Origin of the sequence: Sinorhizobium prairiense, assembly GCF_029201645.2 — a bacterium.
Lineage (GTDB): Bacteria > Pseudomonadota > Alphaproteobacteria > Rhizobiales > Rhizobiaceae > Sinorhizobium > Sinorhizobium meliloti_A.
Genome location: NZ_CP104131.1, coordinates 3108087 through 3131179, shown reverse-complemented (window position 1 = coordinate 3131179; position 23093 = coordinate 3108087). Strand labels below are relative to the sequence as shown.

Genomic DNA, 23093 nt, shown 5'->3' with positions numbered 1-23093 from the left:
CTCATGTTTTCATCTCTCAAGCGGCACCGTGGCAGTGGACCGCCCCTTGATGTCGTCCGTGACATCGAGGTTGCCGGCAAGGTCCTTCCCCTGACCATTCGGCAAAATGCGCGCGCGACGCGGATGACGCTTCGCATCGAGCCCGGAGGGCGAGCGTTGAAGCTCACCGTACCGGAAGGCCTGCCGGAGCGCGAGGTCAGCGCCTTTCTCACCCGGCACCAGGGCTGGCTGATGACCAAGCTTGCCCGCTTTTCCGGTGAAAGCGAGCTCGAGGACGGCGGCACCATCCTTGTTCGCGGCGTCGCTCACCGCATCGAGAGAACGGGCCGCCTGCGCGGCTTGACCGAAGCGCTCGTGATCGACGAGGAGGCGGTTCTGAGAGTGGGCGGTGCCGAGGAGCATCTGCGCCGGCGCATCGCCGACTATCTCAAGAAGGAAGCCCGCAGCGAACTCGAGCGCCTGGTCGCCGTCTATGCCGGCAGGACGGGAAGCAGGGCACGCTCCCTCAGCCTGAAGGACACCCGCAGCCGCTGGGGCTCTTGCTCCGCCGAGGGCGATTTGAGCTTTTCCTGGCGGATTGCCATGGCGCCGCCGAAGGTGATCGCCTATCTCGCGGCACACGAGGTCGCCCATCTGCAGGAAATGAACCATGGACCGCGTTTCTGGGCGCTATGCGAGAGCCTGTGCCCGGAAACGAAGGACGCCAGGCACTGGCTCAAGCGCAACGGTACGATGCTGCACGCGATCGATTTCGGGTAGATCGAGCGTGGCCGAAGGGCCCCTCACCCCGCAGGCGGGGAGAGGGAAATTGGGAGGCATGCGGCTTGTCCCGTCGCTCCGCTTGCGGCGAAAAGGTGCAGGAAGGGCGGAGGAGGGTGCCGGCTTGGTTCGCCCGAAAAACACCGGATGCCCGTCACCCCCTCTTCCTAAGATTGGCCGCTGGCGCGCAACGGTTTTGCTCGACTCGGGCAGCATTTCATGCAAGGTCGCTTTCCATGAAAACGGAAGTGAAGATCTGTGGTTTGAAGACGGCCGAAGCCGTAGAACGTGCCGTCGCGCTCGGCGCTTCCCACGTGGGCTTCATCTTCTTTCCCAAGAGCCCCCGCAACATCGAACCGGACGATGCCGGCCGCCTTGCCGCGCGCGCCCGCGGGCGCGCGAAGATCGTCGCGGTCACGGTCGATGCGGACAATGACGGTCTCGACGAGATCGTCTCGGCGCTCGCCCCCGACGTCCTCCAGCTTCACGGCTCGGAGACCCCGGAGCGGGTCCTTGCCATCAAGGCGCTTTACGGTCTTCCGGTGATGAAGGCGCTTGCCGTCCGTGAGGCCTCCGACCTGGAGCGGATCGATCCCTATATGGGCATCGTCGACCGTTTTCTCCTGGATGCGAAGCCTCCGGCTGGTTCCGATCTGCCGGGCGGCAACGGAATTTCTTTCGACTGGCGGCTTCTCGACGCGCTTGACGGAAGCGTCGATTACATGCTTTCCGGTGGATTGAACGCGAGCAACATCGGAGACGCACTTGCGCTGACCGGCGCCCGCGCCATCGATACATCATCCGGAGTCGAAAGCGCGCCGGGGATAAAGGATCTGACGCTCATGGAAGCGTTTTTCGAAGCGGTCCGCCGGGCGGAAGCTTGAGCGGCCGCGATCAGGGAGCAAGACGTGAATCAACCGCCTAAACCGAACTCCTTCAGGTCCGGACCCGATGAAGAGGGCCGTTTCGGCATATTCGGCGGGCGCTTCGTCGCCGAGACGCTGATGCCGCTGATCCTCGATCTCCAGGATGAGTGGGCGAGGGCGAAGAACGATCCGGCTTTCAAGGCAGAGCTCGAAAATCTCGGCACCCACTATATCGGCCGGCCGAGCCCGCTCTATTTCGCCGAGCGCCTGACGGCCGAACTCGGCGGCGCCAAGATCTATTTCAAGCGCGAGGAGCTCAATCACACGGGCTCCCACAAGATCAACAATTGCATCGGTCAGATCCTGCTCGCCAAGCGCATGGGCAAGACCCGCATCATCGCGGAAACCGGCGCCGGCCAGCACGGCGTGGCATCGGCGACGGTCGCGGCGCGCTTCGGCCTGCCCTGCGTGGTCTATATGGGTGCGACCGACGTGGAGCGGCAGGCGCCGAACGTCTTCCGCATGAAGCTTCTCGGCGCCGAGGTGAAGCCGGTGACGGCCGGCAACGGCACCCTCAAGGACGCCATGAACGAGGCGTTGCGCGACTGGGTGACCAATGTCGACAGCACCTATTACCTAATCGGCACGGCCGCCGGCCCGCATCCCTATCCGGAGATGGTGCGCGACTTCCAGGCAGTCATCGGTGAGGAAGCCAAGCAGCAGATCCTCGAGGCCGAAGGCCGGCTTCCCGATCTCGTGGTCGCTGCCGTGGGCGGCGGTTCCAATGCGATCGGCATCTTCCATTCGTTCCTCGACGACGAGGGCGTCAGGATCGTCGGCGTGGAAGCGGGTGGCAAGGGGCTCGACGGCGACGAGCACTGCGCTTCGCTCACCGCCGGTTCGCCCGGCGTGCTCCACGGCAACCGCACCTATCTTCTTCAGGACGGTGACGGCCAGATCAAGGAAGGCCATTCGATCTCGGCCGGGCTCGATTATCCGGGCATCGGACCGGAACATGCCTGGCTGAACGACATCGGCCGCGTCGAATATGTGCCGATCATGGATCATGAGGCGCTCGAGGCCTTTCAGACGCTGACGCGGCTCGAAGGCATCATCCCGGCGCTCGAACCGTCCCATGCGCTTGCCGAAGTCATCAAGCGCGCGCCGAAGATGGGCAAGGACGAGATCATCCTGATGAATCTCTCCGGTCGCGGCGACAAGGACATTTTCACCGTCGGCAAAATTCTCGGTATGGGGCAGTAAAGATCATGACCGCACGCATGGAGCAACGGTTCGCCGACGTGGCGGCCGAGGGGCGCCCGGTTCTCGTGACCTATTTCATGGGCGGCGACCCGGATTTCGAAACGTCGCTGGCGATCATGAAGGCGCTGCGGCAGGCGGGTGCCGACATCATCGAACTCGGCGTGCCTTTTTCCGACCCGATGGCCGATGGACCGGCGATCCAGCTCGCCGGCCAGCGCGCGCTGAAGGCCGGGCAGTCGCTCGCCAAGACGCTGGAGCTCGCCCGGCTCTTCCGGGCGGAGGACCAGCGCACCCCATCGTGCTGATGGGCTATTACAACCCGATCTATATCTATGGCGTCGAGCGGTTCCTGGAGGACGCGCTCGAGGCCGGCGTCGACGGCCTGATCGTCGTGGACCTGCCGCCGGAAATGGACGACGAACTGTGCATTCCTGCACTTGAGAAGGGCATCAGCTTCATCCGCCTGGCAACGCCCACGACGGACGATCGCCGCCTGCCCAAGGTTCTCGAAAACACGTCGGGTTTCGTGTATTACGTGTCGATGACCGGGATCACCGGCTCGGCGCTGCCCGATCCGTCGCTGATCGCCGGAGCGGTCGCGCGCATCAAGGCGCATACGCCCTTGCCTGTCTGCGTCGGCTTCGGGGTGAAGACCGCCGACCATGCGCGCGCCATCGGCGCATCCGCAGACGGCGTCGTCGTCGGCACGGCGATCGTCAATCAGATCGCGTCGAGCTTGACCGAAGAAGGCCAGGCAACGGAAGCGACGGTCCCGGGCGTCGAAGCGCTCGTCAGGGGGCTTGCGGCCGGCGTACGGGCGGCACGGCTTGCTGCAGCCGAATAATTGCCCATATTGACGCGCACAAGCCGAAGGAAAATCTTCAGGAGACTGCTTAATTGAACTGGATCACAAACTACGTTCGGCCGAAGATCAACTCGATGCTCGGCCGCAGGGAAGTTCCGGAGAACCTCTGGATCAAGTGCCCTGAAACGGGCGAGATGGTGTTCCATCGCGATCTGGAAGAGAACAAATGGGTCATCCCGCAATCCGGCTTCCACATGAAGATGCCGGCGAAGGCCCGTTTGAAGGATCTCTTCGACGGCGGAATCTACGAGGCCTTCCCGCAGCCCAAGGTGGCGCAGGACCCGCTCAAGTTCCGCGACTCGAAGAAATACTCCGATCGCCTGCGCGACAGCCGCGCCAAGACCGAACTCGATGACACGATCGTTGCCGGCCTCGGCCAGGTCCAGGGCATCAAGCTCGTCGCCGTCGCGCATGAGTTCAACTTCATCGGCGGGTCGCTGGGCATTGCCGCGGGCGAAGCGATCGTGAAGGCCTTCGAGCGCGCGATAGCGGAGAAGTGCCCGCTGGTGATGTTCCCGGCCTCGGGCGGCGCTCGCATGCAGGAAGGCATCCTGTCGCTGATGCAGCTGCCGCGCACGACCGTAGCCCTGAACATGCTCAAGGAAGCGGGGCTTCCCTATATCGTCGTCCTGACGAACCCGACGACCGGCGGCGTCACCGCATCCTATGCGATGCTGGGCGATATCCACATGGCCGAGCCAGGCGCGGAAATCGGCTTTGCCGGCAAGCGGGTGATCGAGCAGACGCTGCGGGAAAAGCTTCCGGATGGCTTCCAGACTTCGGAATATCTGCTGGAGCATGGCATGGTCGACATGGTCGTCAAGCGCCACGACATCCCGGAGACGCTCGCGCGCGTTCTCAACATTCTGATGAAGAAGCCGGCCAAGGCGGTCAAGCGCGATACCGCGACGGAGTTGGCCCCGCTGCCGGTGGCCGCGAGCGCCTAGATCAGGGCTACCATCATGACTGCGACAGAGGTCAGCGAGGCGGCGCAGGAGATCGAGAAGCTTCTCGCCCTGCATCCCAAAGGGTTCGACCTTTCGCTCGACAGGATCACGCGGCTGCTTGCCGCCCTCGGCAATCCTCACGAGCGCCTGCCGCCGGTCATCCACGTGGCCGGCACCAACGGCAAGGGCTCGGTAACGGCCTTCTGCCGGGCGATCCTGGAGGCCGCGGGTCTCAGCGTCCATGTCCACACGTCGCCGCATCTGGTGAACTGGCACGAGCGCTATCGCCTGGGTGTAAAGGGCGGCAAGGGGGCCCTGGTCAGCGACCCCGTGCTTGCCGATGCCGTACGGCGCGTTGCCGAAGCGAATGGCGGTGAGAAGATCACCGTCTTCGAAATCCTGACCGCGGTCACTTTCCTGCTCTTCGCGGAGCATCCGGCCGATGTCGCGATCATAGAAGTCGGCCTCGGCGGACGATATGACGCGACCAATGTCATTGCCCGGCCGGCCGTCTCCGTGATCATGCCGATCTCGCTCGATCATCAGGCTTATCTCGGCGACCGGGTCGAACTGATCGCCGCGGAGAAGGCGGGAATAATGAAGCGGGGCTGCCCGGTGGTGATCGGCCACCAGGAGGAAGAGGGCGCGCGCAATGTGCTGATCGCGACCGCCGAACGTCTCGGCTGCCCAATATCCGTCTACGGACAGGATTTCATGGCGCATGAGGAGTTCGGCAGGCTGATCTTCCAGGATGAGAACGGCCTTGCGGACCTGCCGCTGCCGCGCCTGCCGGGCCGGCATCAATATGCCAATGCCGCGGCGGCGATCCGTGCCGTCCGGGCAGCCGGTTTCGATGTTCCCGAGGCGGCCATCGAGAAAGGATTGGCCGGCGTCGAGTGGCCCGGGCGCCTGCAGCGCCTCCCCGGCGGCACGCTCTCGCATTTCTGCCCGCCGGGCGCCGAGATATGGATTGACGGCGGACACAATCCGGGGGCCGGCCACGTCATTGCCGAGGCGATGGCCACCTTCGAGGAGCGCGACCCGCGACCGCTCTTCCTGATCATCGGCATGATCAATACCAAGGAACCGATCGGCTATTTCAAGGCTTTCCTCGATCTGACGGAACAGGTCTTCACCGTGCCGGTGCACGGGTCCGACGCGGGACTGGACCCGCTGGCGCTGGCCGCCGATGCGGCCGCAGCCGGGCTCGAGGCCAATGCAACCTCCTCGGTCGCCGAAGCGCTCGGGCAGATCGCGGAACTCACCGACGAGGACCCCGTGCCGCCGCGCGTGCTGATCGGCGGCTCCCTCTACCTGGTCGGCGACGTGCTCGCGGAAAACGGCACTCCGCCGCGCTAGATCACGACGATTTCAGGCGAAAAAAAGCCCGGCCAGGCCGGGCTTCGCATTGTCGGATTGAAGTCCTGGCGGATCAAGCCACCGCGTTCGAAATCCAGGAGCTGAGCGCCGTCTTCGGTGCGGCGCCGACCTTGATGTCGGCGACTTCGCCGCCCTTGAACATGGCGAGCGTGGGGATCGAACGGACGCCGTATTGCGCCGCGAGTTCGGGGTTTTCGTCGATGTTGAGCTTGACGACCTTGACCTTGCCGGCAAGCTCGGTTGCGATTTCTTCGAGGCTCGGCGCAATCATCTTGCACGGGCCGCACCATTCCGCCCAGAAGTCGACGACGACCGGTTCGGCCGAGTTCAGAACTTCTTTCTGAAAATTGGAAGTATCGACTTTCACAGTAGCCATCGGGTGCTCCTTCGGAATGGCAGTGTCCAGATGTTGTGTCTCATGTGAGGCATCGCCACCGGATTTTCAATATCGTGTATCTCACTTTGTCGCGAGCTCTTCAAGACTCCTGTCTAGCATCGGCTCGGGAAGCACCCGGATCGCCGGGCCTTCGGTGAAGATCAGCACGCATCGGAAACGCTTGCCGGGGTAAAGAGGTTTCAGGATTTCGCGATAGATCGCGAGCTGGTTTCTGTAGACCGGCGCGATCTCTTCGGGCGATTCCGGGATTTCGCGGTTGGTCTTGTAATCGGCGATCGTCACCATGTCGCCGGTGACGGCCAGACGGTCGATACGGCCCGATACGGCGAATTCGCGGGTCCCGAGCTTCAGCGTCCCCATGACGGAGACCTCCGCCCGGCTGTGCTCGCCGAAAAGCGGTTGCAGATCCGCATGGTCGAGCACGTCCATGACGTTCCCGGCAAGTGCGCGCCGTTCGGCTTCCGGCCAGCGCGGCACGGAACGGGCGAGATAGCGCTCCGCCGCGGCCAGGCGCTCGCGGCCGTCGACCGACGGAAGAACCTGCAGCAACCGGTGCAGGATCGCGCCGCGGAGCATCGAGAGTTTCGGCGCGCTCTTCCCGGCGAAAAGGGCCGAGCCGACGATCGCTTCGCCGTCGGGGTCGTCGATTGCGATGGTCGTGCCGGACGGGGCAAGAGGCCGGGGCAGCCGCCGCGGCGCGGCCGGAGGCGTGAAAAGCGCCGTCGGCAAGCCGGCTGTCCGCCGTTGCGATTCTTCGGATCCGCCTTCGGACGTCGGGAGGTCGCGCGGCACATGCGCTTCGCGCCAGGCAATGCCCTGCCACTCCTCGCTTCCGGCGCGGAAAAGCCTCGGCGTTCCGCGGCCCTTCAGGTCCTGTGCCAGCGTTCCCTGCACCATCGAATGCCAGGTGTCGGTATTCTGCCGCTGTCCGCGATAGCCGCAGACGATCAGGCGGTCGGCTGCGCGCGTCATGCCGACATAGAGGAGCCGGCGGTATTCCTCCTCGGCGAGCTTCTTCAGCCGCTCGTTGTCGGCGGCGATGAGCGAGTTCGGCGCAGAACCCGGCGCGCGCCAGACCGGGACCGTGAGCCCGGAATGATCGGCCTGCGTTTTCTCCACGAAGCGAAGGTCCGAGACCTGCTGGCGGACGAAGGCCTCGCCGCCGCCGTCGACCAGGAAGACGACCGGTGCCTCGAGGCCCTTGGCGGCATGTACGGTCATAACGCGAACCTCGTCGCGTTCCTTGTCCTGTTCGCGCTTGACCGTGGGCGCTTCGATCTCCAGCGTCGAGATGAAAGCCTGCAGGCCCGGCAGACCGCTCCTTTCATGATCGAGAGCGAAGGTGAGGAATTCGTCGAGAATATCGCTGACTTCGCTGCCGAGCCGCGCCAGGAAGGCACGCCGTCCGCCATCGGCGCCGAGGACGTGGGCATAGAAATCGTGCGGCAGCAGTTCCCGTGCCAGGCCGGCATAACGCGAAAGCGTGCGGACCGCTCCGTGATAACGGCTCGTCTCCTCCGCGCCCGCCTGCCGCAGCCGTCGCCAGAGGCTTTCGCCCTCGGTCCGCCGCGCGGCGAGTTCGAAGACATCCTCCTCGGCAAAATCGAGGAGCGGGCTCTTCAGCAGTGCCGCGAGCGACAGATCGTCCTCGGGCAGAAGCACGAACCGGCCGAGCGCGATCAGGTCCTGCACGGCGATATGGCTGGTCAGAACCAGTCGGTCCGCGCCGGCGACGGGGATATTGCCCCGCCGCTTGAGGGCGCGTGTCAGGGCATTGACAAAGGCGTCGCGTTTGCGCACCAGCACGATGACGTCGCCGGGCCGCATGGCTCGGCGCACGCCTTTTTCGATCACCGTCTCCTGGCCGATCCAATCTTCGAGGACCGCTGCAATGCGGCGGGCGAGGATGTTGACCGGCGCGCGCTCGGGCGTCGCGTCGAAAGGAGCGGTCCAATCCTCTTCCGAAGCCGCCGGCTCGGGCGCGATCACATCCCAGAGGTCGACGGCGCCGGGCTGGCCGATCCGGTTAGACGCATGCACGATCGCCTCGCTCCGCGCGCTCAGACCTCTCGCATTCCCGGAATTCGCAAAGACCGTATCGACGGCGGAGAGCACGTCCACCGTCGAGCGGAAGGAAAGCTGCAGGCGGATGGGGCTGAAGTGCCTGTTGCCCGCGCGCACCCGCCGCTCCGTCAACGTGCTCTCACGCGAGAAGCGCTCTGGCCGGGCGCCCTGGAAGGAATAGATCGACTGCTTCTCGTCGCCGACGGCGAAAATCGTTCGGTCATCCGCGCGCGCCGTTTCGCCGGCAAAGAAATCCGCCGCGAGCGACTGGATGATCGCCCATTGCGCAGGACTCGTATCCTGCGCCTCGTCGACGAGGATATGGTCGATCCCCTGATCCAGCTTGTAGTGCACCCAGGCGCCGACGTCGCTTCGGGCAAGCAGCGCCGCCGTGCGGTTGATGAGATCCTCGAAATCGAGCTGGCTGCGTGCCTTCTTGAGCGCCTCGTAGTCGCGGTTGAGCCTCTCGGCGAGAATGAGGGCGGCGCGGGTCGCCCCGTACATCTGGACGATGCTCAGGCGGTCCACGCAGGCGAGCATGTGGCTGCGCGCCTCTTCCACCCTGAGTTCGAGCTGCGGCGCCGCACGGCGCATTGCGGCGTTCAGAAAGGCCGATTCCGCCTTCGGCTTGCCGCCGCCGTTGAAGAAGAGTTCCACGAGTTTGGCATAGCGGGCGGTGGCATCCTCGATCGCCCGGACGGCCCGCAAGCCTTCTGCGATGGCAGAGGGCTTGGCGCCGCCGAGGCGCAATCCAAAGTCGATATAGTCATCGAGTGCCGGGCCATTGAGTCCCGCCAGCGGCCAGACCGCGGCCATGACCGTCTCGGCGGTCTCTTCGGGCTCGAGGCCGAGCGCTGTCCGCAGATGCGCGTCCATCCCGCCGCGTCCGGAGACGTGATCGAGAAAGGCCTGGATCGGCGCCCGGTTGGCGACGATCGCCGCAAGCAGCTTTTCAAGCCCGGTATCGTCGGCAAGATCGAGGACCGTGGCGAAGGCCTCCGCCAGTTCCCGGTCGCTTGCCGCTGCCGTGGCGGTCAAGAGAGCCCTGCGGGCGTCGGCGAGCAGCACCGCCGCTGCGCGGTCGTCGAGAACGGAGAAATGCCCTGCGACATTGGCCTCGAGCGGGAACTGGTGCAGAAGCGCCTCGCAGAAGGCATGAATCGTCTGGATTTTCAGTCCGCCCGGGGTTTCCAGGGCGCGCGCGAACAGCCGGCGGGCCTCCTGGATCTTGGCCGTTGGCGGCCGCTTGCCTTCGATCGCCTCTATGCGCTTTTCGAGGGTGCTGTCGTCGAGCGTCGCCCATTCGGCGAGTTTCTCGAACACGCGGTTCGACATCTCGGAAGCGGCCGCCTTCGTGTAGGTCAGGCAGAGGATGGCGGACGGCCGGCAGCCCGCAAGCAGAAGCCGGATGACGCGTTGCGTGAGCACATGCGTCTTGCCGGAGCCGGCATTGGCGGAAACCCAGGCGGAACGCGCGGGATCGGAGGCGAGCGCCTGCCGCTGCGTCGTCCAGTCGAGCCACCCCTCGGGGGTTCTCTCCTCCGGGCCTGTCGCATCACTCCTCATCGTCGTCCTCGCCATCCGCGGTCGCCCATTCGGCGACGCGCGCCAGATGGTCGTATTCGCCGCCGTAGTCGCGCTGTTTCTGAACGATCAGGCGCGAGGCGAAGCCGAACCTGCCGCTCATAAGCGCGGAAAGCAGCTTCCGGAGCTCGACGAGCGACTCGTCCGCCAGTTGTTCGGTGGATTTCGTCTCCTTCGAACGGGCGCCCTCGTTATTGACGGTGTCGACGGCAAACCGGCTGCCCGGCTTCAGCCGGACATAGCGCAGGGAGTGCGGCCGAGCCGGCCCGATCATACGGAATGCCCCGGCCCTGAGCGCTGCCGCCTCGAGGGCCAGCTGCGGGTCGAGAAGTGCTCGTGCCTCTTTGGGCGAGGGGCTCGATCCGGTCTTGTAGTCGATGATGTCGATCGTTCCGTCCGTCAGGCGATCCAGCCGGTCGGCGATGCCGGTCAGCCGGATATCGCCGATGCCGAGATCCATCGCCGCCGGAACCTCGGTGAACGAGTTCACAATGCCGTGCCGGCGCTCCCGTTCCCACTCGAGGAACGCCCTTCCGACCGCCTGGAAGCGTGGCCGCCAGATGGTGTCGATATGCGCAGGCAGTTTCTCCTCGTCGAAAGCCTCGTCGGTGAGCCGGATCATCGCTTCCTCGCCCTCGCGCGTCGCCGGGTCGAAGCCGCCCTTGACGAAGCGATCGACGATCCGGTGATAAAGCAGGCCGCGTTCCGCCGCCCCCGGATCGCGGTTGAACGGTTGGATCGGTTCCAGCCGGAGAATGCGCCTCGCGTAGACGGCATAGGGATCGCGGCGCAGGCGCGTCACCTCGCTGAAGGAATATTTTCGCGGCTGCAGCTCCGCGGGAGGCTTCGGCTCCGGCCGGTCCGACAATGGTTGACGCTCGCCTTGGTCGAGAATGCGCATCCAGTGGAGATAGTCGGCGCCATTGGCCTTGAGCAGTTCCGTCAGCCTCTTGCCGCCGAGCGCCTGAAGGCGCTGCAGCCATCGGGAAGCCACTGTCGGCGCCGATCCCTGACGCATGGAGCGCGAAAGGATCAGCCGGCGGGTGCCGCAGGCCATCTGGAAATCATGCGCGAGCTGGCCGATTCGCCGCTCCGGCGGCTCCAGTCCGATACCCGCCTTCATCGTTCGCGAAAGGAACGGATCGTTCGACGTCTGCCCCGGCCAGGTGCCCTCGTTCATGCCGCCGAGAACCACCAGGTCCACGCTTTGCAGGCGCGATTCGAGCGCTCCGAAAATGAAGACGCGGGGATGGCGCATCGATCGCGGCTTGACGGCTTCGCTTGCGGCAAGCGCCTCGAGAATGTCGCACCATTGCGGTCCGTCGGCCTCCATCTGGCCATCGGTTTCGATGATGCCCCTAAGGAGCGTCGCCAATATTTCGCCGGCTTCCGAAGCCCAGAGCGCGCCAAGGTTGCCTTGCTCGTCGATGGCGGCCGCCTCCAGAGCGCGCCCTGTACGCTCCGCCCAATCCGAAAGGGGCAGCACGGCCGAGCGGTGACGGCCGGTTTGCCGATCGGCAGAGAGAGTGCTGGCCAGGGGGGCGACCGCCGAGGCTATCCGGCGTGCGAGTGCGCGCGCGATGGCAATGTCGTCGGGGCCGATGCCCGCCCTCCAGGGCGGGGGGTGCCGGTCGGTCTTCTGCCTGTCGAGCGCCTTGTCGATGACCCCCTCCAAGGACGATATGTCGGCCGCATCGGTGCCGCCGCGCAGGGCCGCGAGCTCCAGCACGTCCGCGGCTCGGCGCGCACCCTCTGCCGTCTGACCGAAGCGCGCCAGCGGATGCTTGAGAAGTGCGACCAGGGCAACCGGATCGTCCGGCCTCAGCGTCGCTTCCAAGAGCAGCCGGGCAAGTGCGCCCGCCGGCGTCGCCGAGAGCGGAATGCCTGCGGAATCGTCCGCCTCTATACCGAAGCGGGCAAGCTCGGTGCCGACGCGACGCGCAAGCCCTCGATCGGGGGTGATGAGCGCCGCCTGGCTCTCCTCGTCGGCTTCGAGCGCGAGCCGAAGCGCGATCGCGATGGCGGTTGCCTCTTCGCGTTCGTTCGCCGCTTCGATCAGCGCCACATCCGCAAAGGCGGACAGGAGTCTATCCGCATCGAAGCTCTGGCGGGCCTCCATCCAGACATTCGTCGCGTCGGCGGGCAACAGCGCCCGCGACAGGACCGCGCTGCGATAATCGAGATCATCGGCAGCGCTCGCGAGGGCGGGCACGTCGCCGCGTTCGATGCCCATGCGCTTGAGCAGACGGTGAAATCCATATTGCGGGTGGGTGCGGCTTGCCGGGCCCCTTGAAGAAGCGCCGGAGCCGGGGGTCTCTCCGGCGATCAGCCGCCACTCCGCATCGCTCATCGATCCGTCGAGGCCCGGGAGCACGATCGTACCGTTCGGCAGCGCCTTGACCGCGGCGATCAGGGCGGCCGTCGCCGGGATCGAACCGGTCGAACCGGCGATGATGATCGGTCCGCTCACTTTTCCGGCGGCGATACGCTGGGTTTCGGCCTTCAGCACCGCATTGCGGTGGCGTGCGGGCGAGGAGTGCTTGAGTTCCGCCAGCCGCTCCGGCCAGTAGGTGCGGGCGATCTTGAGGAAGGCGAGCGTCAGTTGCCACCAGAGCGCATGTTCGCCGCCGTCGAGTCCGTCGAGGGCCTCCCAGTCGAGTTCCTCGGTCTCGATCGCGTCGATGAGTTCGGCGAGGTTGCGCGCGAGCCAGATGGCGTCGGCAGGGCTTGCCGGCGCGATCAGCGGGCTTTCCGCGTGGATGTCGAGGACCACCTGGGGCAGGCGGTTTCGCCAGGCGAGAATGAGGCGGCCGAGTTCGATGAGCCTTGCCGTTCCGGAAAGCGGGGGCGCGAGGTCGAGGATCGCCGGCACCTCGGCATCGAAGAAGCCGCTGTCGTCGTCGGTCTCGCCGAGCGCCCGGATCATCGGCAGGATGGCCGATCGGCCGCCGAGCAGATCGACGAACTCCGAGCGCAGCACGCGGGCGGAGCGCCGGGTCGGCACGAAGATCGTCACACCGGCCAGTGCCAGCGGCTGCGCCGGATCGTAGCGGAAGCCCGGGGTCAGCTCGCCACTGCAGAGCCTTTCCGCGACCGTCCTCAGAAAAGGCAGGCCGGCGGGAATCGTGAAGACGTTCGGATATGCGGGCACCTCATCCCTCCGGCCGGAAGCGGCGGATCGCAGCCTCGGCCTCCGCTATGGCTTCCGGCGAGCCGACGGTGATCCAGTGCCCTTCGAGCATCAGACCGAAAAGGCGTCCCCTGGCGATCGCCCGGTCGAAATAGATGTTGAGGTTGAACGCCTCGTCCGGTGCGTCTGCAAGCAGCGCTGCGTCCATGGCGATCGCGCCGGCATAGACGACGGGATTCGCCATGCCGTCTTCATAGCGCGTGAGCCGGCCGTCTTCCGATAGCGAGAAATCCCGTTTGCCGTTGTGCCCGGTCGTGTTCTCGAGACGCACGCAGAGCAGCGCCATGTCCATGCGCTCCGGATCGAAGAACTCGGCAAGCTTTTTCAGGTTGCACGGTTGCTGCGGCTTCTCGCCGATCCAGAAAAGGTCGGCATTCATGACGAGCACCGGCCCGCCATCGAGCAGTTTCAGGCCCTTCGCCAGCCCGCCGCCGGAATTCATCAGCGCATCCCGCTCGTCCGAAATCAGGATATGCGGCGCCTCTCGCCGGCCGAGGTGCTCCTCCATCTGGCCGGCGAAATGATGGACGTTCACAACGGCCCTGGTGACGCCCGCGGCGGCGAGCAGATCCAGCACATAGTCGATCATCGGCTTGCCGGCTATCCTGACAAGCGGCTTCGGCAGCGTGTCGGTGACCGGCCGCAGGCGGGTGCCCAGTCCGGCCGCAAGCACCATGGCATTGGTGATGGGCATCGTGTCCTAACGGTTCGCTGATTCGGGAGCGAGGATTCCAGCCTTAATGCACCATTCGCGCAAGGGTGTCAGCACCTGATGGGAGAGCGCATGCTCGAGATAGGCGAAGGTGCGCGGCATGTGCTTCATGTAGCCGGGTTTGCCGTCGCGCTCCTTGAGCCGCACCCAAATTCCGGCGAGCTTGCAGTTGCGCTGAGCGGCCATCAGATGCCAGTCGCGCCGGAAGGCGGCCTCGTCGAAGGGACCCAGACCACGGCGCTCGGAGATGTAGGCAGTCATCATCCGCTGGGCGAGATCGGGTTCGATCGTCACTCGCGCATCCTGCACCAGCGAGGCCACGTCATAGGCCGTCGGCCCGATCATCGCGTCCTGGAAGTCGATGATGCCGATTCGGTCGAATCCGGTGCGGTCCTGACGCCAGAGAATGTTGGGCGAGTGGAAATCGCGCAGTAGAAGGTTCTTCTCCGCGGAATCGAGAACGCCGATCAGTCCGTCCCATACGGCGAAGTATTCCCGCCGCTCATCGTCCGAGGCAGGCCGCCCCCGTTTCCACGGGAGATACCAGTCGACGAGCAGACTGGTTTCGATCTTGATCGCCGGCCGGTCGAAAGCGGGGATGTGGTGAACGACCCCTTCAGCCACTGCGATGTCGCGCTCCGCGGGCTGAGCATGCAGCCGGGCCAGAAGGCGTGCGCCTTCGATGTAGCGCTCCGCCACGGGGCGGCCATCGGCGTCGAGTATGCCTTCGGATCCAAGGTTTTCGATGAGAAGCAGACCCTGGTCGAGGTCGCGCGCGTAAATCGCCGGTGCCGCGAAACCGCGTTTGCGGAGGAGTTGCGAGATCGCGACGAAGGGGACGACGTCCTCGGCGATATGGGCGAGCTGCTGGTAGTACTTGCCGTCCTCGAGGATAGGTCCCGGCTTGTGTCGCGGCGCATCCATCAGGATCTTCGCCGGCGCACCATCCCCGGTGTCGATGCGTTCATAGGCCCGGATCGAAGCGTCGCCGCTCAGGTGGCGCCGACGGGCGCCAGGATAGGCTGCATCGAGCAGGAACTTGCGAATGGCAAGCGAGCGGTTGATCCGTTCGAAGGCCGCGTCCGGAGCCGTCAGGTGAATGCGCCGGCCCTCGTCTTCATGCGAGAAGGTCAGGGTGATTCGGCCGGCCGGAAGCGCCTCCTCGGCCTTCTCCGGCCATTCCACGAGACAGATGCCGTGGGCGAGCGCCTCGTCGAAACCGAGCTCGTCAAGCTCGGATGCGTCCGCGAGCCGGTAGAGATCGAAATGAGCGACCGGGATCGTGAGGTCGTAGCTTTGAACCAGGGTGAAGGTGGGACTGGGTACCTCGAGCGTCTCGTCGTCGGCCATGGCCCGGATGAAGGCCCTTGCCAGGGTCGATTTTCCCGCGCCGAGGTCGCCCGAGAGAGCGACGCATTCGCCGCCCTTCAGCGCCAATGCGAGATCTTCGCCGAATTCGATGGTGGCGGCCTCGTCCTTCAGCAGACGTTCGAGAGATTTCATTTAGTTCATCTATTCCGCCGCGATGACCTTCGGCGCTTCGGCGGAGGGAATGCGGCAAGTTACTGCCGTGCCTTCGCCCTCCTTGCTGCGGATCGAAACATTGCCGTGGTGAAGACTGACGAAGCTCTCCACGATGGACAGGCCCAGGCCCGCGCCGCCGCGCTGGCCATAGCTTTCGAAGCGGTTGAACACGGTGTTGAGAACGTCCTGCGGGATCCCTGGCCCCGTGTCGGTGACTGAGAAGGCAAAGTCGCTCCCCTCGCGCCAGCATTTGAGCTCGATCGTACTTCCGTCCGGGGCGAAATTCGCCGCATTGGTGAGAAGCTTTATGAAGATCTGCTTCAGCCGTTGCTGGTCCGCGGTAATGCGGCCGAGATTGTCGGGCGCTTCGGTTCGAAGCGACACGCCGCTCTCGATCAGCCGGTCGCCCATCTGCTGCGTCACGTCGTCGATCAGATCGATGAGATTCACTTCCGCGAGTTCGAGCTCGACGATGCCGGCATCGACGGTCGCAAGATCGAGGATGTCGTTGACGATCGTCAGAAGCAGCGACGAGGAGGTGGCAATGTGGTCGACATATTCGGCCTGGCGATCGTTGAGTTCGCCGAACACCGGCGTTTTGAGAAGGTCGGCAAAACCGATGATGTTCGTCAGCGGCGAGCGCAGCTCGTAGGAGACGTGGTGCACGAAATCGTTCTTCAGCGCATCCGCCTTGCGCAGCGCTTCGTTCTTTTCGGTGAGCGCGCGCTCGACGCGGACGCTGTCGGTGATGTTGACGAAGGTCAGCATCGTCTGGGCGTTGGGCAGCGGAATGACCGCGTAGTCGAGGATGAGGCCGGTGCGCAGCTCCAGAATGCCGCGGCTCGACGGCCGCTCGTCGTCGAAGCTTGTGATGATATGGGCGAAGCGCTTCCAGCCGTCCGGCTGGTCGTAGGAGGCGAGACAAGCCTGCTCGATCGCGCGGATATGGGTGCCCGGCTGCGCCTCGGTCTCATTGATGCCCCAGATCGCCCGGAAGGCCGGATTCGAAAGCCGGATGCGGCCGTCGGGTCCGAAAACGGCGACGCCTTCGGCGAGATGATCGATCGTTTCGCCCTGGACCTGGACCAGCGTGTTGTAGCGCGTTTCCAGATCGACCCTTTCGGTCAGGTTCTCGAACACCCAGGTGGCGCCGCCCTGCGGCCGCGCGGTGGCGAAAACGCGAAGCGTCTGGCCGTTCGGCAGGTGCCAGAGATCGGACTGCGTATCGATCGCCTGATAGACGGAAAGCGCACTCGTCTTCCATTGCTTCCAGTTGAGCTGCTCCGGCAGCTTGCCGCCGGCACGCAGCCGATCGAGCACCTCGCCGTTGTCGGGCTTGCGCTCGAGGAATCCCATGTCGAGATCCCAAAGCCGCTGGAAAGCCTGATTGTAGAACTGCAGCCGCTGATTGCCGTCGAAGATCGCCACCGGCGTCGCCAGGTGTTCGAGCGTCTCGGCATGGCTCTTGAGCGTCCGCGCCAGCTCCTCGCGCACCGCTTCGATGCCGGAAACGTCGATCGCGATTCCGGCAGAGCCGGCAGGCGTGCGGGCGTCCACGACGTCGAAAAACGTCCGGTTGCCCCTGACCACTGTCGAAACCTTGTCGCGGAACGGCGTCTGGAGCGTCGAGACCGCCCGGATCCGCTCGCGCGCCGTGGTCGCAAGCAGCTCGCGCTCTTCGGCGACGGCCGTGCTCGCGCTCTGGGTTTCGACCGCATTGGCATAGGCCGCATTGACCCATTCGAGCCTGCCGTCTCCTGCGCGCTGCCACGCGGGAAGATCGACGGCGTCGAGCAGCGTCCGCAACGTCGAAAGCGAAGCATGCAGCTGGTCGCGTTCGAGCTTCAACTCGGCGAGTTCGGCCCTGAGATTGTTGAGCGCGATGAAGCGCACGAAGGCCCGCCCGCCGGATACGCGGCCCTGCGCCTCGAGGACCTCGTTACGCTGGGTTTCGAGCACGAGATCGAAGCTCTGCGCCTGGGCACGCAAGGATTCGATCGCCTTTTCGAGCAGACCTGCCGATTGCGGCTTGATCCAGCGGCCGAAGGCGAGAAAGTCCCGGTCGTCCTGCGGCGCGCCGGTTTCGACCGGAAGCTGACCGAGGAATTCCGGGCGCTCCGCGAGCCCGTCCCAGATCACGATGCGCCGGTTCTTGTCCGCAATGAGAGCCTGGAAGCGGGAAATGCGCTGGTTCGCGTCGGATAGATTGGAACGAAGCTCGCGGTTCTCGGCCTCGATATTGCCGCGCTGGCGGATGAGCCAGATCGCCGAAATCATGGCGGCGGAAATGACGCCGATCAAAACGGAGAAGGTCACCACCTCCGTCGTGCCGAATATGCTTCTGCCGGGATCGGTGGCCTGAGCTGCGGCATCGCTTGCCGCAAGCAATACCGTTCCCGCAAGGAGCCGCTTGAGCAGTCTCGGCGCCCCCTGCCGTCCTGCAGAAGACATGGATTCATGTGTTTTCACGGCGCCGTCCCCGTTCGTCCGGAAAGTGCCGGCGACCTTGCGCCCCGCGCGCCGGAGCCCGTTCAAAGGCTCCTGTCAGTTCCGATTGCATCTCCGGTCTGTCTCCGTCTGTTTGCCGCCTGTCCGACAAGACATCCCATTTCGACCGCGCCGCCGGCCCGAAAAATCCAGACCGGCATAACGAATCGATAAGCTAAACATACTTCTTTGACGATTCGGCTGAAAGTGCGAGCCCCAAAAAAGCGGCCGCGATCTCTTGTCAAGATCGCGGCCACAAGATGTTGTGGATTGCTCGGGTAAGGATCAGTACCGGTAGTGTTCGGCCTTGAACGGACCCTGCTGCTTGACGCCGATATAGGAGGCCTGTTCCTCCGAGAGCTCGGTCAGCTTGGCGCCGAGCTTGGTGAGATGCAGGCGCGCCACCTTCTCGTCGAGCTGCTTCGGCAGCACGTAGACCTCGTTCTTGTACTGATCGCCCTTGGTGAAGAGCTCGATCTGCGCCAGAACCTGGTTGGAGAAGGATGCCGACATGACGAAGGACGGATGTCCGGTGGCGTTGCCGAGATTGAGCAGGCGGCCTTCCGAAAGCAGGATGATGCGGTTGCCCTTCGGGAACTCGATCAGATCGACCTGCGGCTTGACGTTCGTCCACTTCAGGTTCCGAAGCGCCGAGACCTGAATCTCGTTGTCGAAATGGCCGATATTGCCGACGATCGCCATGTCCTTCATCGCGCGCATGTGCTCGATGCGGATGACGTCCTTGTTGCCGGTGGTGGTGATGAAGATGTCGGCGGACGATACGACGTCTTCGAGTTGGACGACTTCAAAGCCGTCCATGGCCGCCTGGAGGGCGCAGATCGGGTCGACTTCCGTGACCTTGACGCGTGCGCCGGCGCCGCTGAGCGAAGCCGCCGAGCCCTTGCCGACGTCGCCGTAGCCGCAGACCACCGCGACCTTGCCGGCCATCATCACGTCGGTGCCGCGGCGGATGCCGTCGACGAGCGATTCCTTGCAACCGTACTTGTTGTCGAACTTCGACTTCGTGACGCTGTCGTTGACGTTGATCGCCGGGAAGGGCAGCAGGCCCTTGGCCTGGAGCTGGTACAGGCGGTTGACGCCCGTGGTCGTTTCTTCCGTCACGCCCTTGATCGCGTCACGCTGCTTGGTGAACCAGCCCGGTGTCGCGGCGAGGCGCTTCTTGATCTGCGCGAAAAGGATCTCTTCTTCTTCGGAGCCCGGATTCGTCAGAATGTTCTCGCCGGCCTCGGCGCGGGCGCCGAGCAGGATGTACATGGTCGCGTCGCCGCCGTCGTCGAGAATCATGTTTGAGACGCCGCCGTCGGCCCATTGGAAGATCTTGTCGGTGTAGGTCCAGTATTCCTCCAGCGTCTCGCCCTTGACGGCGAAGACGGGTACGCCGCTCGCAGCGATGGCGGCGGCAGCGTGGTCCTGGGTCGAGAAGATGTTGCACGAGGCCCAGCGCACTTCGGCACCGAGCGCAACCAGCGTCTCGATCAGCACGGCGGTCTGGATGGTCATGTGGAGCGAGCCGGTGATGCGGGCGCCCTTCAGCGGCTTCGATGCGCCGAACTCCTCGCGGCAGGCCATCAGGCCCGGCATTTCCGTTTCGGCGATGGCGATTTCCTTGCGGCCGAAATCGGCAAGCCCGATGTCGGCGACGATATAGTCCTGAGTTGCGCTCATGAAGTTCTCCAGGCTGATCCTAGGGCCGCGCGGCCACATGGCCGTTTGGCGGCATGACAGTGCCTCCCGCGATCGCGGGCAGCGTGCCTTCGGTCTATCAGGAAACCCCGTGGAGGGCAACCGACATATAAAGAGGTCTTTATATGTTTATATCGGTTACATCTCTTCGCCGAACTTGTCGCGAACCAGCGTATCCAGCGCGTTGAGCGCTTCTTCGGCCTGAGCGCCGCTGGCGGTGACGAAGACCGAGCAGCCGGTGCTGGCCGCCAGCATCATCAGCCCCATGATCGAGGTCCCGCCGACGGTCATGCCGTCCTTGGAGACGGTGATCTCCGCGTCGAAGGTCTCGACGGTCTGCACGAATTTCGCGGAGGCACGCGCATGCAGGCCGCGTTTGTTGACGATGAGCAGTTCGCGCGTCAGAGCCGTGTCGGGGCGGTGATCCATCATTTTCCACTCAGAACCCGACTGGCGACGTTGATGTATTTGCGCCCCGCCTCGGAGGCTTCCACCAACGCCTTGTCCATGTCGCTTTCGCCGCGCACGCCTGCGAGCTTGATCAGCATCGGCAGGTTGACGCCGGCGATGACCTCGACGCTGCCGCCGCGCATCACCGAAATGGCGAGATTCGAAGGGGTGCCGCCGAACATATCCGTCAGGATGATGACGCCGTCGCCTTGATTGGCCTTCTCGACGGCGTCGAGGATATCCTGACGCCGCTGATCCATGTCGTCCTCGGGGCCTATGCAGACGGTCTCGATAGCTTTTTGCGGACCGACGACATGCTCCAAAGCATGCCGAAACTCATCCGCCAGCTTGCCATGAGTGACAAGCACAAGTCCGATCATGGGTATCTTTGCTCCAACTGCATATGCAACTCGTTGATGGCCAGATATCGCAATGCAGCAATTTCGTCCACCTGTTGGGGGCGCCATCTTGGCAAGGAAAAGGCGAAGTGCAAGCCAAAAATGCCGAAAAAGCAGCCGCACTGCCTTCCGATAAGGCTAAAGTCCTACATTTTCGGGCAGAAGGGCGGCGAGCGTGTCGAGCGGCGACAGCGGCCCCTCGACCGGGAGGCGCAACAGCAGCAGATTTCGCCCGATCCCGAGCTGCAGCTCCTCCTCCTCCGGCGGCAGACGCGGCTCGAAGGGTGCCCTGACCGGCGTGATCGCCCAATCGAGAACACAGGCGGAGACGGTACCGACTTCCGCAATTCCGGATCCGCGGATTTCGAGGAGCCCGCGAATGGCGGCAGGGCAGCGCGCGACGATGCGCCCGTTCTCGAGCGTCAGATCCACGCGGTCGTCCGCGACGAGCGCGGCGAAGCGGCCCCGGCGTCTCACTTGCGAGAGGCAGGAAAGCGCGAGCGCCGACTTGCCCGAGCCGGACGGCCCTGTGATCAGCAGCCCGGTCGTGCCGAGAACGATCGCGGTTCCGTGGACATTGATGAAGGGCGCATTCACGGGTGCGGCTCGGCGGGCAGCGAGAGAACGAAGCGGGCGCCGCCGATGTGGCCGTCCTTGCCGGTGATGTTCTCGGCTCTGAGCGTTCCGCCATGCGCCTCGGCGATCTGGCGCGAAATCGAAAGGCCGAGCCCCGAGTTCTGGCCGAAGTCCTCGCCCTCCGGCCGGTCGGTGTAGAAGCGCTCGAAGATACGGTCGATGTCCTCCGCCTGGATGCCCGGGCCGTTGTCTTCGACATAGACGATGCAGCGCGATCGCGACCGGGTCAGCCGGACGACGATGCGGCCGTTCTGCTCGGAGACGAAGGAGCGGGCGTTTTCGATCAGGTTCGTGATGATCTGACCGATGCGCAGTTCGTAGCCGCTGACGATGAAGCTTGCGCGCGGGTTGTCCTTACGGTCGACGACGAAGTCGAGCAGCACCGGTTTCTTGCTGCCCCGGATCTGGCGTGAAATTTCGACGAGGTCGCCGAGCAGCTTTTCGAGGTCGACCTTCTTCGCGTCGGCGCGTGCAAGCTCCGCATCCAGGCGCGAGGCGTCGGAGATATCGCTGATCAGCCGGTCGAGCCGTCGCACGTCGTGCTGGATGACGTCCATCAGCCGCTTCTTCGATTCCTCGTTGCGCGCGAGCGGCAAGGTTTCGACCGCGCTGCGGAGCGACGTCAGCGGATTCTTGAGTTCATGGCTCACATCGGCGGCGAAGTTCTCGATCGCCGCGATGCGGTCGTAGAGCGCCGTCGTCATTTCCCGGAGCGCCACGGAAAGATTGCCGATCTCGTCCTGGCGGGATGAGAAGTCGGGGATCTCCTCCCGTTCCTTGGCGCCGCCGCGGCGCACGCGGATGGCCGCGGCCGAAAGCCGCCGCAGCGGGTTGGCGATCGTCGACGAGAGAAGCAGCGAGAGGATGACGTTGACCAGCGCCGCCACGCCGAAAACGCGGATGATCGCCAGCCGTTCTGCATGGACGATCTTGTCGATGTCGCCGGCCTGGGTGGAGAGGAGGAGCACGCCGAGGACCGCGCGGAAGCGCTGTACCGGAACGGCAACCGAAACGATCAGCTCGCCCTTCTCGGTCACGCGCACCACGGCGCCGCGCACGCCGGTCAGGGCGTTCATCACCTCCGGATAGATCGAGCCGTTTCCGCCGGGCGGCTCCTTGTAGAGCGGCAGGTCGCCCGGCTGCAGCAGCCGGTTGAACCAGGTGCCGAACTCGTCGGCGAGGCTCGGACTTTCCGGATCGACCGGCGGCAGGTCGAAACGAAGCACCTGTCCGCCGCTATAGAGGTGGCGCGAATCGAGCAGCAGGTCGGCATCGGCATCGAAGAGGCGAGCGCGCGTGCGCGTCGGCGAGATCAGTCTTCTCAAGACCGGCGCCACGCGTTCCTGAATGATCGGGAATTCGAGGTCTTCGTCGCTCGGCAGCGGCGTGATGCTTTCGCCGGCCTGCAATTCGAGCAGCTTTTCCGGATCGATGGTGATCGAATTGGTGTCCACCGAGGCGGAGGCCGAGATGGCGCCGGCGATGATCTCGCCCTGCGTCAGAAGGCTCTCCACCCGGGCGTCGATCAGACCTTCCCGGAACTGGTTGAGATACATGATCCCGCCCACGAGGACCACGAGCGCGACCAGGTTGAAGAAGACGATGCGCCGCGTGAGGCTCGAGAAGACCGCATTGCCGAACAGGCGCCGGATCAGCGTAAAGGGATGCGCCCATCGCCGCTGCCCGCGCAGCGTCGATGCCCGTCCTTCCGCTTCTTCGATATCGCCCTGCAAGACTTCTACCAAGTCTCCCGCTCCCGCGACGCGACCTTCGCTTCTGCCCGCGTCGCCTGTCGCATTCGCCCGTTCCCGCGATGCCCTACGCCAGCCGGCGCTGCTGCGCAAGCGCTAGCAAGGGAGGTACGGGC

Annotated in this window: 16 protein-coding genes and 1 pseudogene; 6 read left to right on the top strand and 11 right to left on the bottom strand. The window is 64.6% G+C overall.

Annotated features, from left to right (window positions below; translation table 11 throughout):
* The first annotated feature begins 3 nt into the window (after positions 1 to 3).
* From N0Q91_RS17805 to N0Q91_RS17780, 6 genes and pseudogenes are all read left to right on the top strand, one after another.
* Positions 4 to 759, top strand: coding sequence for a M48 family metallopeptidase (locus N0Q91_RS17805; RefSeq protein ID WP_275597086.1), 756 nt, complete (start codon positions 4 to 6; stop codon positions 757 to 759).
* 236 nt (positions 760 to 995) lie between these two features.
* Positions 996 to 1643, top strand: a complete 648-nt coding sequence (locus tag N0Q91_RS17800) for a phosphoribosylanthranilate isomerase (protein WP_275597085.1) — start codon at positions 996 to 998, stop codon at positions 1641 to 1643.
* A gap of 24 nt (positions 1644 to 1667) precedes the next feature.
* Positions 1668 to 2888: a tryptophan synthase subunit beta gene (trpB, locus tag N0Q91_RS17795; protein WP_003536446.1), complete on the top strand. Its 1221-nt coding sequence runs from the start codon at positions 1668 to 1670 to the stop codon at positions 2886 to 2888.
* A gap of 5 nt (positions 2889 to 2893) precedes the next feature.
* A pseudogene (gene trpA, locus N0Q91_RS17790) lies at positions 2894 to 3732 on the top strand (tryptophan synthase subunit alpha).
* Between the two features lie 53 nt (positions 3733 to 3785).
* On the top strand, positions 3786 to 4700 hold the full coding sequence (gene accD / locus N0Q91_RS17785) for an acetyl-CoA carboxylase, carboxyltransferase subunit beta (RefSeq protein ID WP_018098667.1): 915 nt from the start codon (positions 3786 to 3788) through the stop codon (positions 4698 to 4700).
* A 15-nt stretch (positions 4701 to 4715) separates the two neighbouring features.
* Positions 4716 to 6059: a bifunctional folylpolyglutamate synthase/dihydrofolate synthase gene (locus N0Q91_RS17780; protein WP_275597084.1), complete on the top strand. Its 1344-nt coding sequence runs from the start codon at positions 4716 to 4718 to the stop codon at positions 6057 to 6059.
* Between the two features lie 73 nt (positions 6060 to 6132).
* Here the strand turns inward: N0Q91_RS17780 and trxA are convergent, their stop codons facing one another.
* The 11 genes from trxA to chvG all read right to left on the bottom strand — a co-directional run bounded on the left by trxA (position 6133) and on the right by chvG (position 22917).
* Positions 6133 to 6456: a thioredoxin gene (trxA, locus tag N0Q91_RS17775; RefSeq protein ID WP_018098665.1), complete on the bottom strand. Its 324-nt coding sequence runs from the start codon at positions 6454 to 6456 to the stop codon at positions 6133 to 6135.
* Positions 6457 to 6537: 81 nt separating this feature from the next.
* Positions 6538 to 10107, bottom strand: coding sequence for a double-strand break repair helicase AddA (addA, locus tag N0Q91_RS17770; protein ID WP_275598150.1), 3570 nt, complete (start codon positions 10105 to 10107; stop codon positions 6538 to 6540).
* Positions 10097 to 13276: a double-strand break repair protein AddB gene (addB, locus tag N0Q91_RS17765; RefSeq protein WP_275597083.1), complete on the bottom strand. Its 3180-nt coding sequence runs from the start codon at positions 13274 to 13276 to the stop codon at positions 10097 to 10099. Before addB ends, addA begins: the two co-directional genes overlap by 11 nt.
* Position 13277: 1 nt before the next feature.
* A complete protein-coding gene (locus tag N0Q91_RS17760) occupies positions 13278 to 14009 on the bottom strand; it encodes a nucleotidyltransferase family protein (RefSeq protein ID WP_275597082.1) in 732 nt (243 codons plus the stop codon).
* A 6-nt stretch (positions 14010 to 14015) separates the two neighbouring features.
* Positions 14016 to 15530: a tRNA (adenosine(37)-N6)-threonylcarbamoyltransferase complex ATPase subunit type 1 TsaE gene (gene tsaE / locus N0Q91_RS17755; protein ID WP_275597081.1), complete on the bottom strand. Its 1515-nt coding sequence runs from the start codon at positions 15528 to 15530 to the stop codon at positions 14016 to 14018.
* Positions 15531 to 15539: 9 nt separating this feature from the next.
* Entirely contained in the window at positions 15540 to 18020 is a 2481-nt protein-coding gene (locus N0Q91_RS17750) for a sensor histidine kinase (RefSeq protein WP_100672602.1), read from the bottom strand.
* A gap of 303 nt (positions 18021 to 18323) precedes the next feature.
* Positions 18324 to 19724, bottom strand: a complete 1401-nt coding sequence (gene ahcY / locus N0Q91_RS17745) for an adenosylhomocysteinase (RefSeq protein ID WP_100672601.1) — start codon at positions 19722 to 19724, stop codon at positions 18324 to 18326.
* Positions 19725 to 19880: 156 nt separating this feature from the next.
* Positions 19881 to 20174, bottom strand: coding sequence for an HPr family phosphocarrier protein (locus N0Q91_RS17740; protein ID WP_018098658.1), 294 nt, complete (start codon positions 20172 to 20174; stop codon positions 19881 to 19883).
* Positions 20171 to 20572: a PTS sugar transporter subunit IIA gene (locus N0Q91_RS17735; RefSeq protein WP_018098657.1), complete on the bottom strand. Its 402-nt coding sequence runs from the start codon at positions 20570 to 20572 to the stop codon at positions 20171 to 20173. Before N0Q91_RS17735 ends, N0Q91_RS17740 begins: the two co-directional genes overlap by 4 nt.
* A gap of 156 nt (positions 20573 to 20728) precedes the next feature.
* The gene (locus N0Q91_RS17730; protein WP_275597080.1) at positions 20729 to 21187 is read right to left on the bottom strand and encodes an HPr kinase/phosphorylase; all 459 of its coding nucleotides are present in this window, start codon (positions 21185 to 21187) and stop codon (positions 20729 to 20731) included.
* The gene (chvG, locus tag N0Q91_RS17725) at positions 21184 to 22917 is read right to left on the bottom strand and encodes a two-component system sensor histidine kinase ChvG (RefSeq protein ID WP_275598149.1); all 1734 of its coding nucleotides are present in this window, start codon (positions 22915 to 22917) and stop codon (positions 21184 to 21186) included. Before chvG ends, N0Q91_RS17730 begins: the two co-directional genes overlap by 4 nt.
* Positions 22918 to 23093: the final 176 nt, after the last annotated feature.

Coding starts and splice junctions, on each gene's coding strand:
- N0Q91_RS17805 (WP_275597086.1), top strand. CDS start 4: ATGTTTTCATCTCTCAAGCGGCACCGTGGCAGTGGACCGCCCCTTGAT.
- N0Q91_RS17800 (WP_275597085.1), top strand. CDS start 996: ATGAAAACGGAAGTGAAGATCTGTGGTTTGAAGACGGCCGAAGCCGTA.
- N0Q91_RS17780 (WP_275597084.1), top strand. CDS start 4,716: ATGACTGCGACAGAGGTCAGCGAGGCGGCGCAGGAGATCGAGAAGCTT.
- trxA (WP_018098665.1), bottom strand. CDS start 6,456: ATGGCTACTGTGAAAGTCGATACTTCCAATTTTCAGAAAGAAGTTCTG.
- addA (WP_275598150.1), bottom strand. CDS start 10,107: ATGAGGAGTGATGCGACAGGCCCGGAGGAGAGAACCCCCGAGGGGTGG.
- N0Q91_RS17760 (WP_275597082.1), bottom strand. CDS start 14,009: ATGCCCATCACCAATGCCATGGTGCTTGCGGCCGGACTGGGCACCCGC.
- tsaE (WP_275597081.1), bottom strand. CDS start 15,530: ATGAAATCTCTCGAACGTCTGCTGAAGGACGAGGCCGCCACCATCGAA.
- ahcY (WP_100672601.1), bottom strand. CDS start 19,724: ATGAGCGCAACTCAGGACTATATCGTCGCCGACATCGGGCTTGCCGAT.
- N0Q91_RS17740 (WP_018098658.1), bottom strand. CDS start 20,174: ATGATGGATCACCGCCCCGACACGGCTCTGACGCGCGAACTGCTCATC.
- N0Q91_RS17735 (WP_018098657.1), bottom strand. CDS start 20,572: ATGATCGGACTTGTGCTTGTCACTCATGGCAAGCTGGCGGATGAGTTT.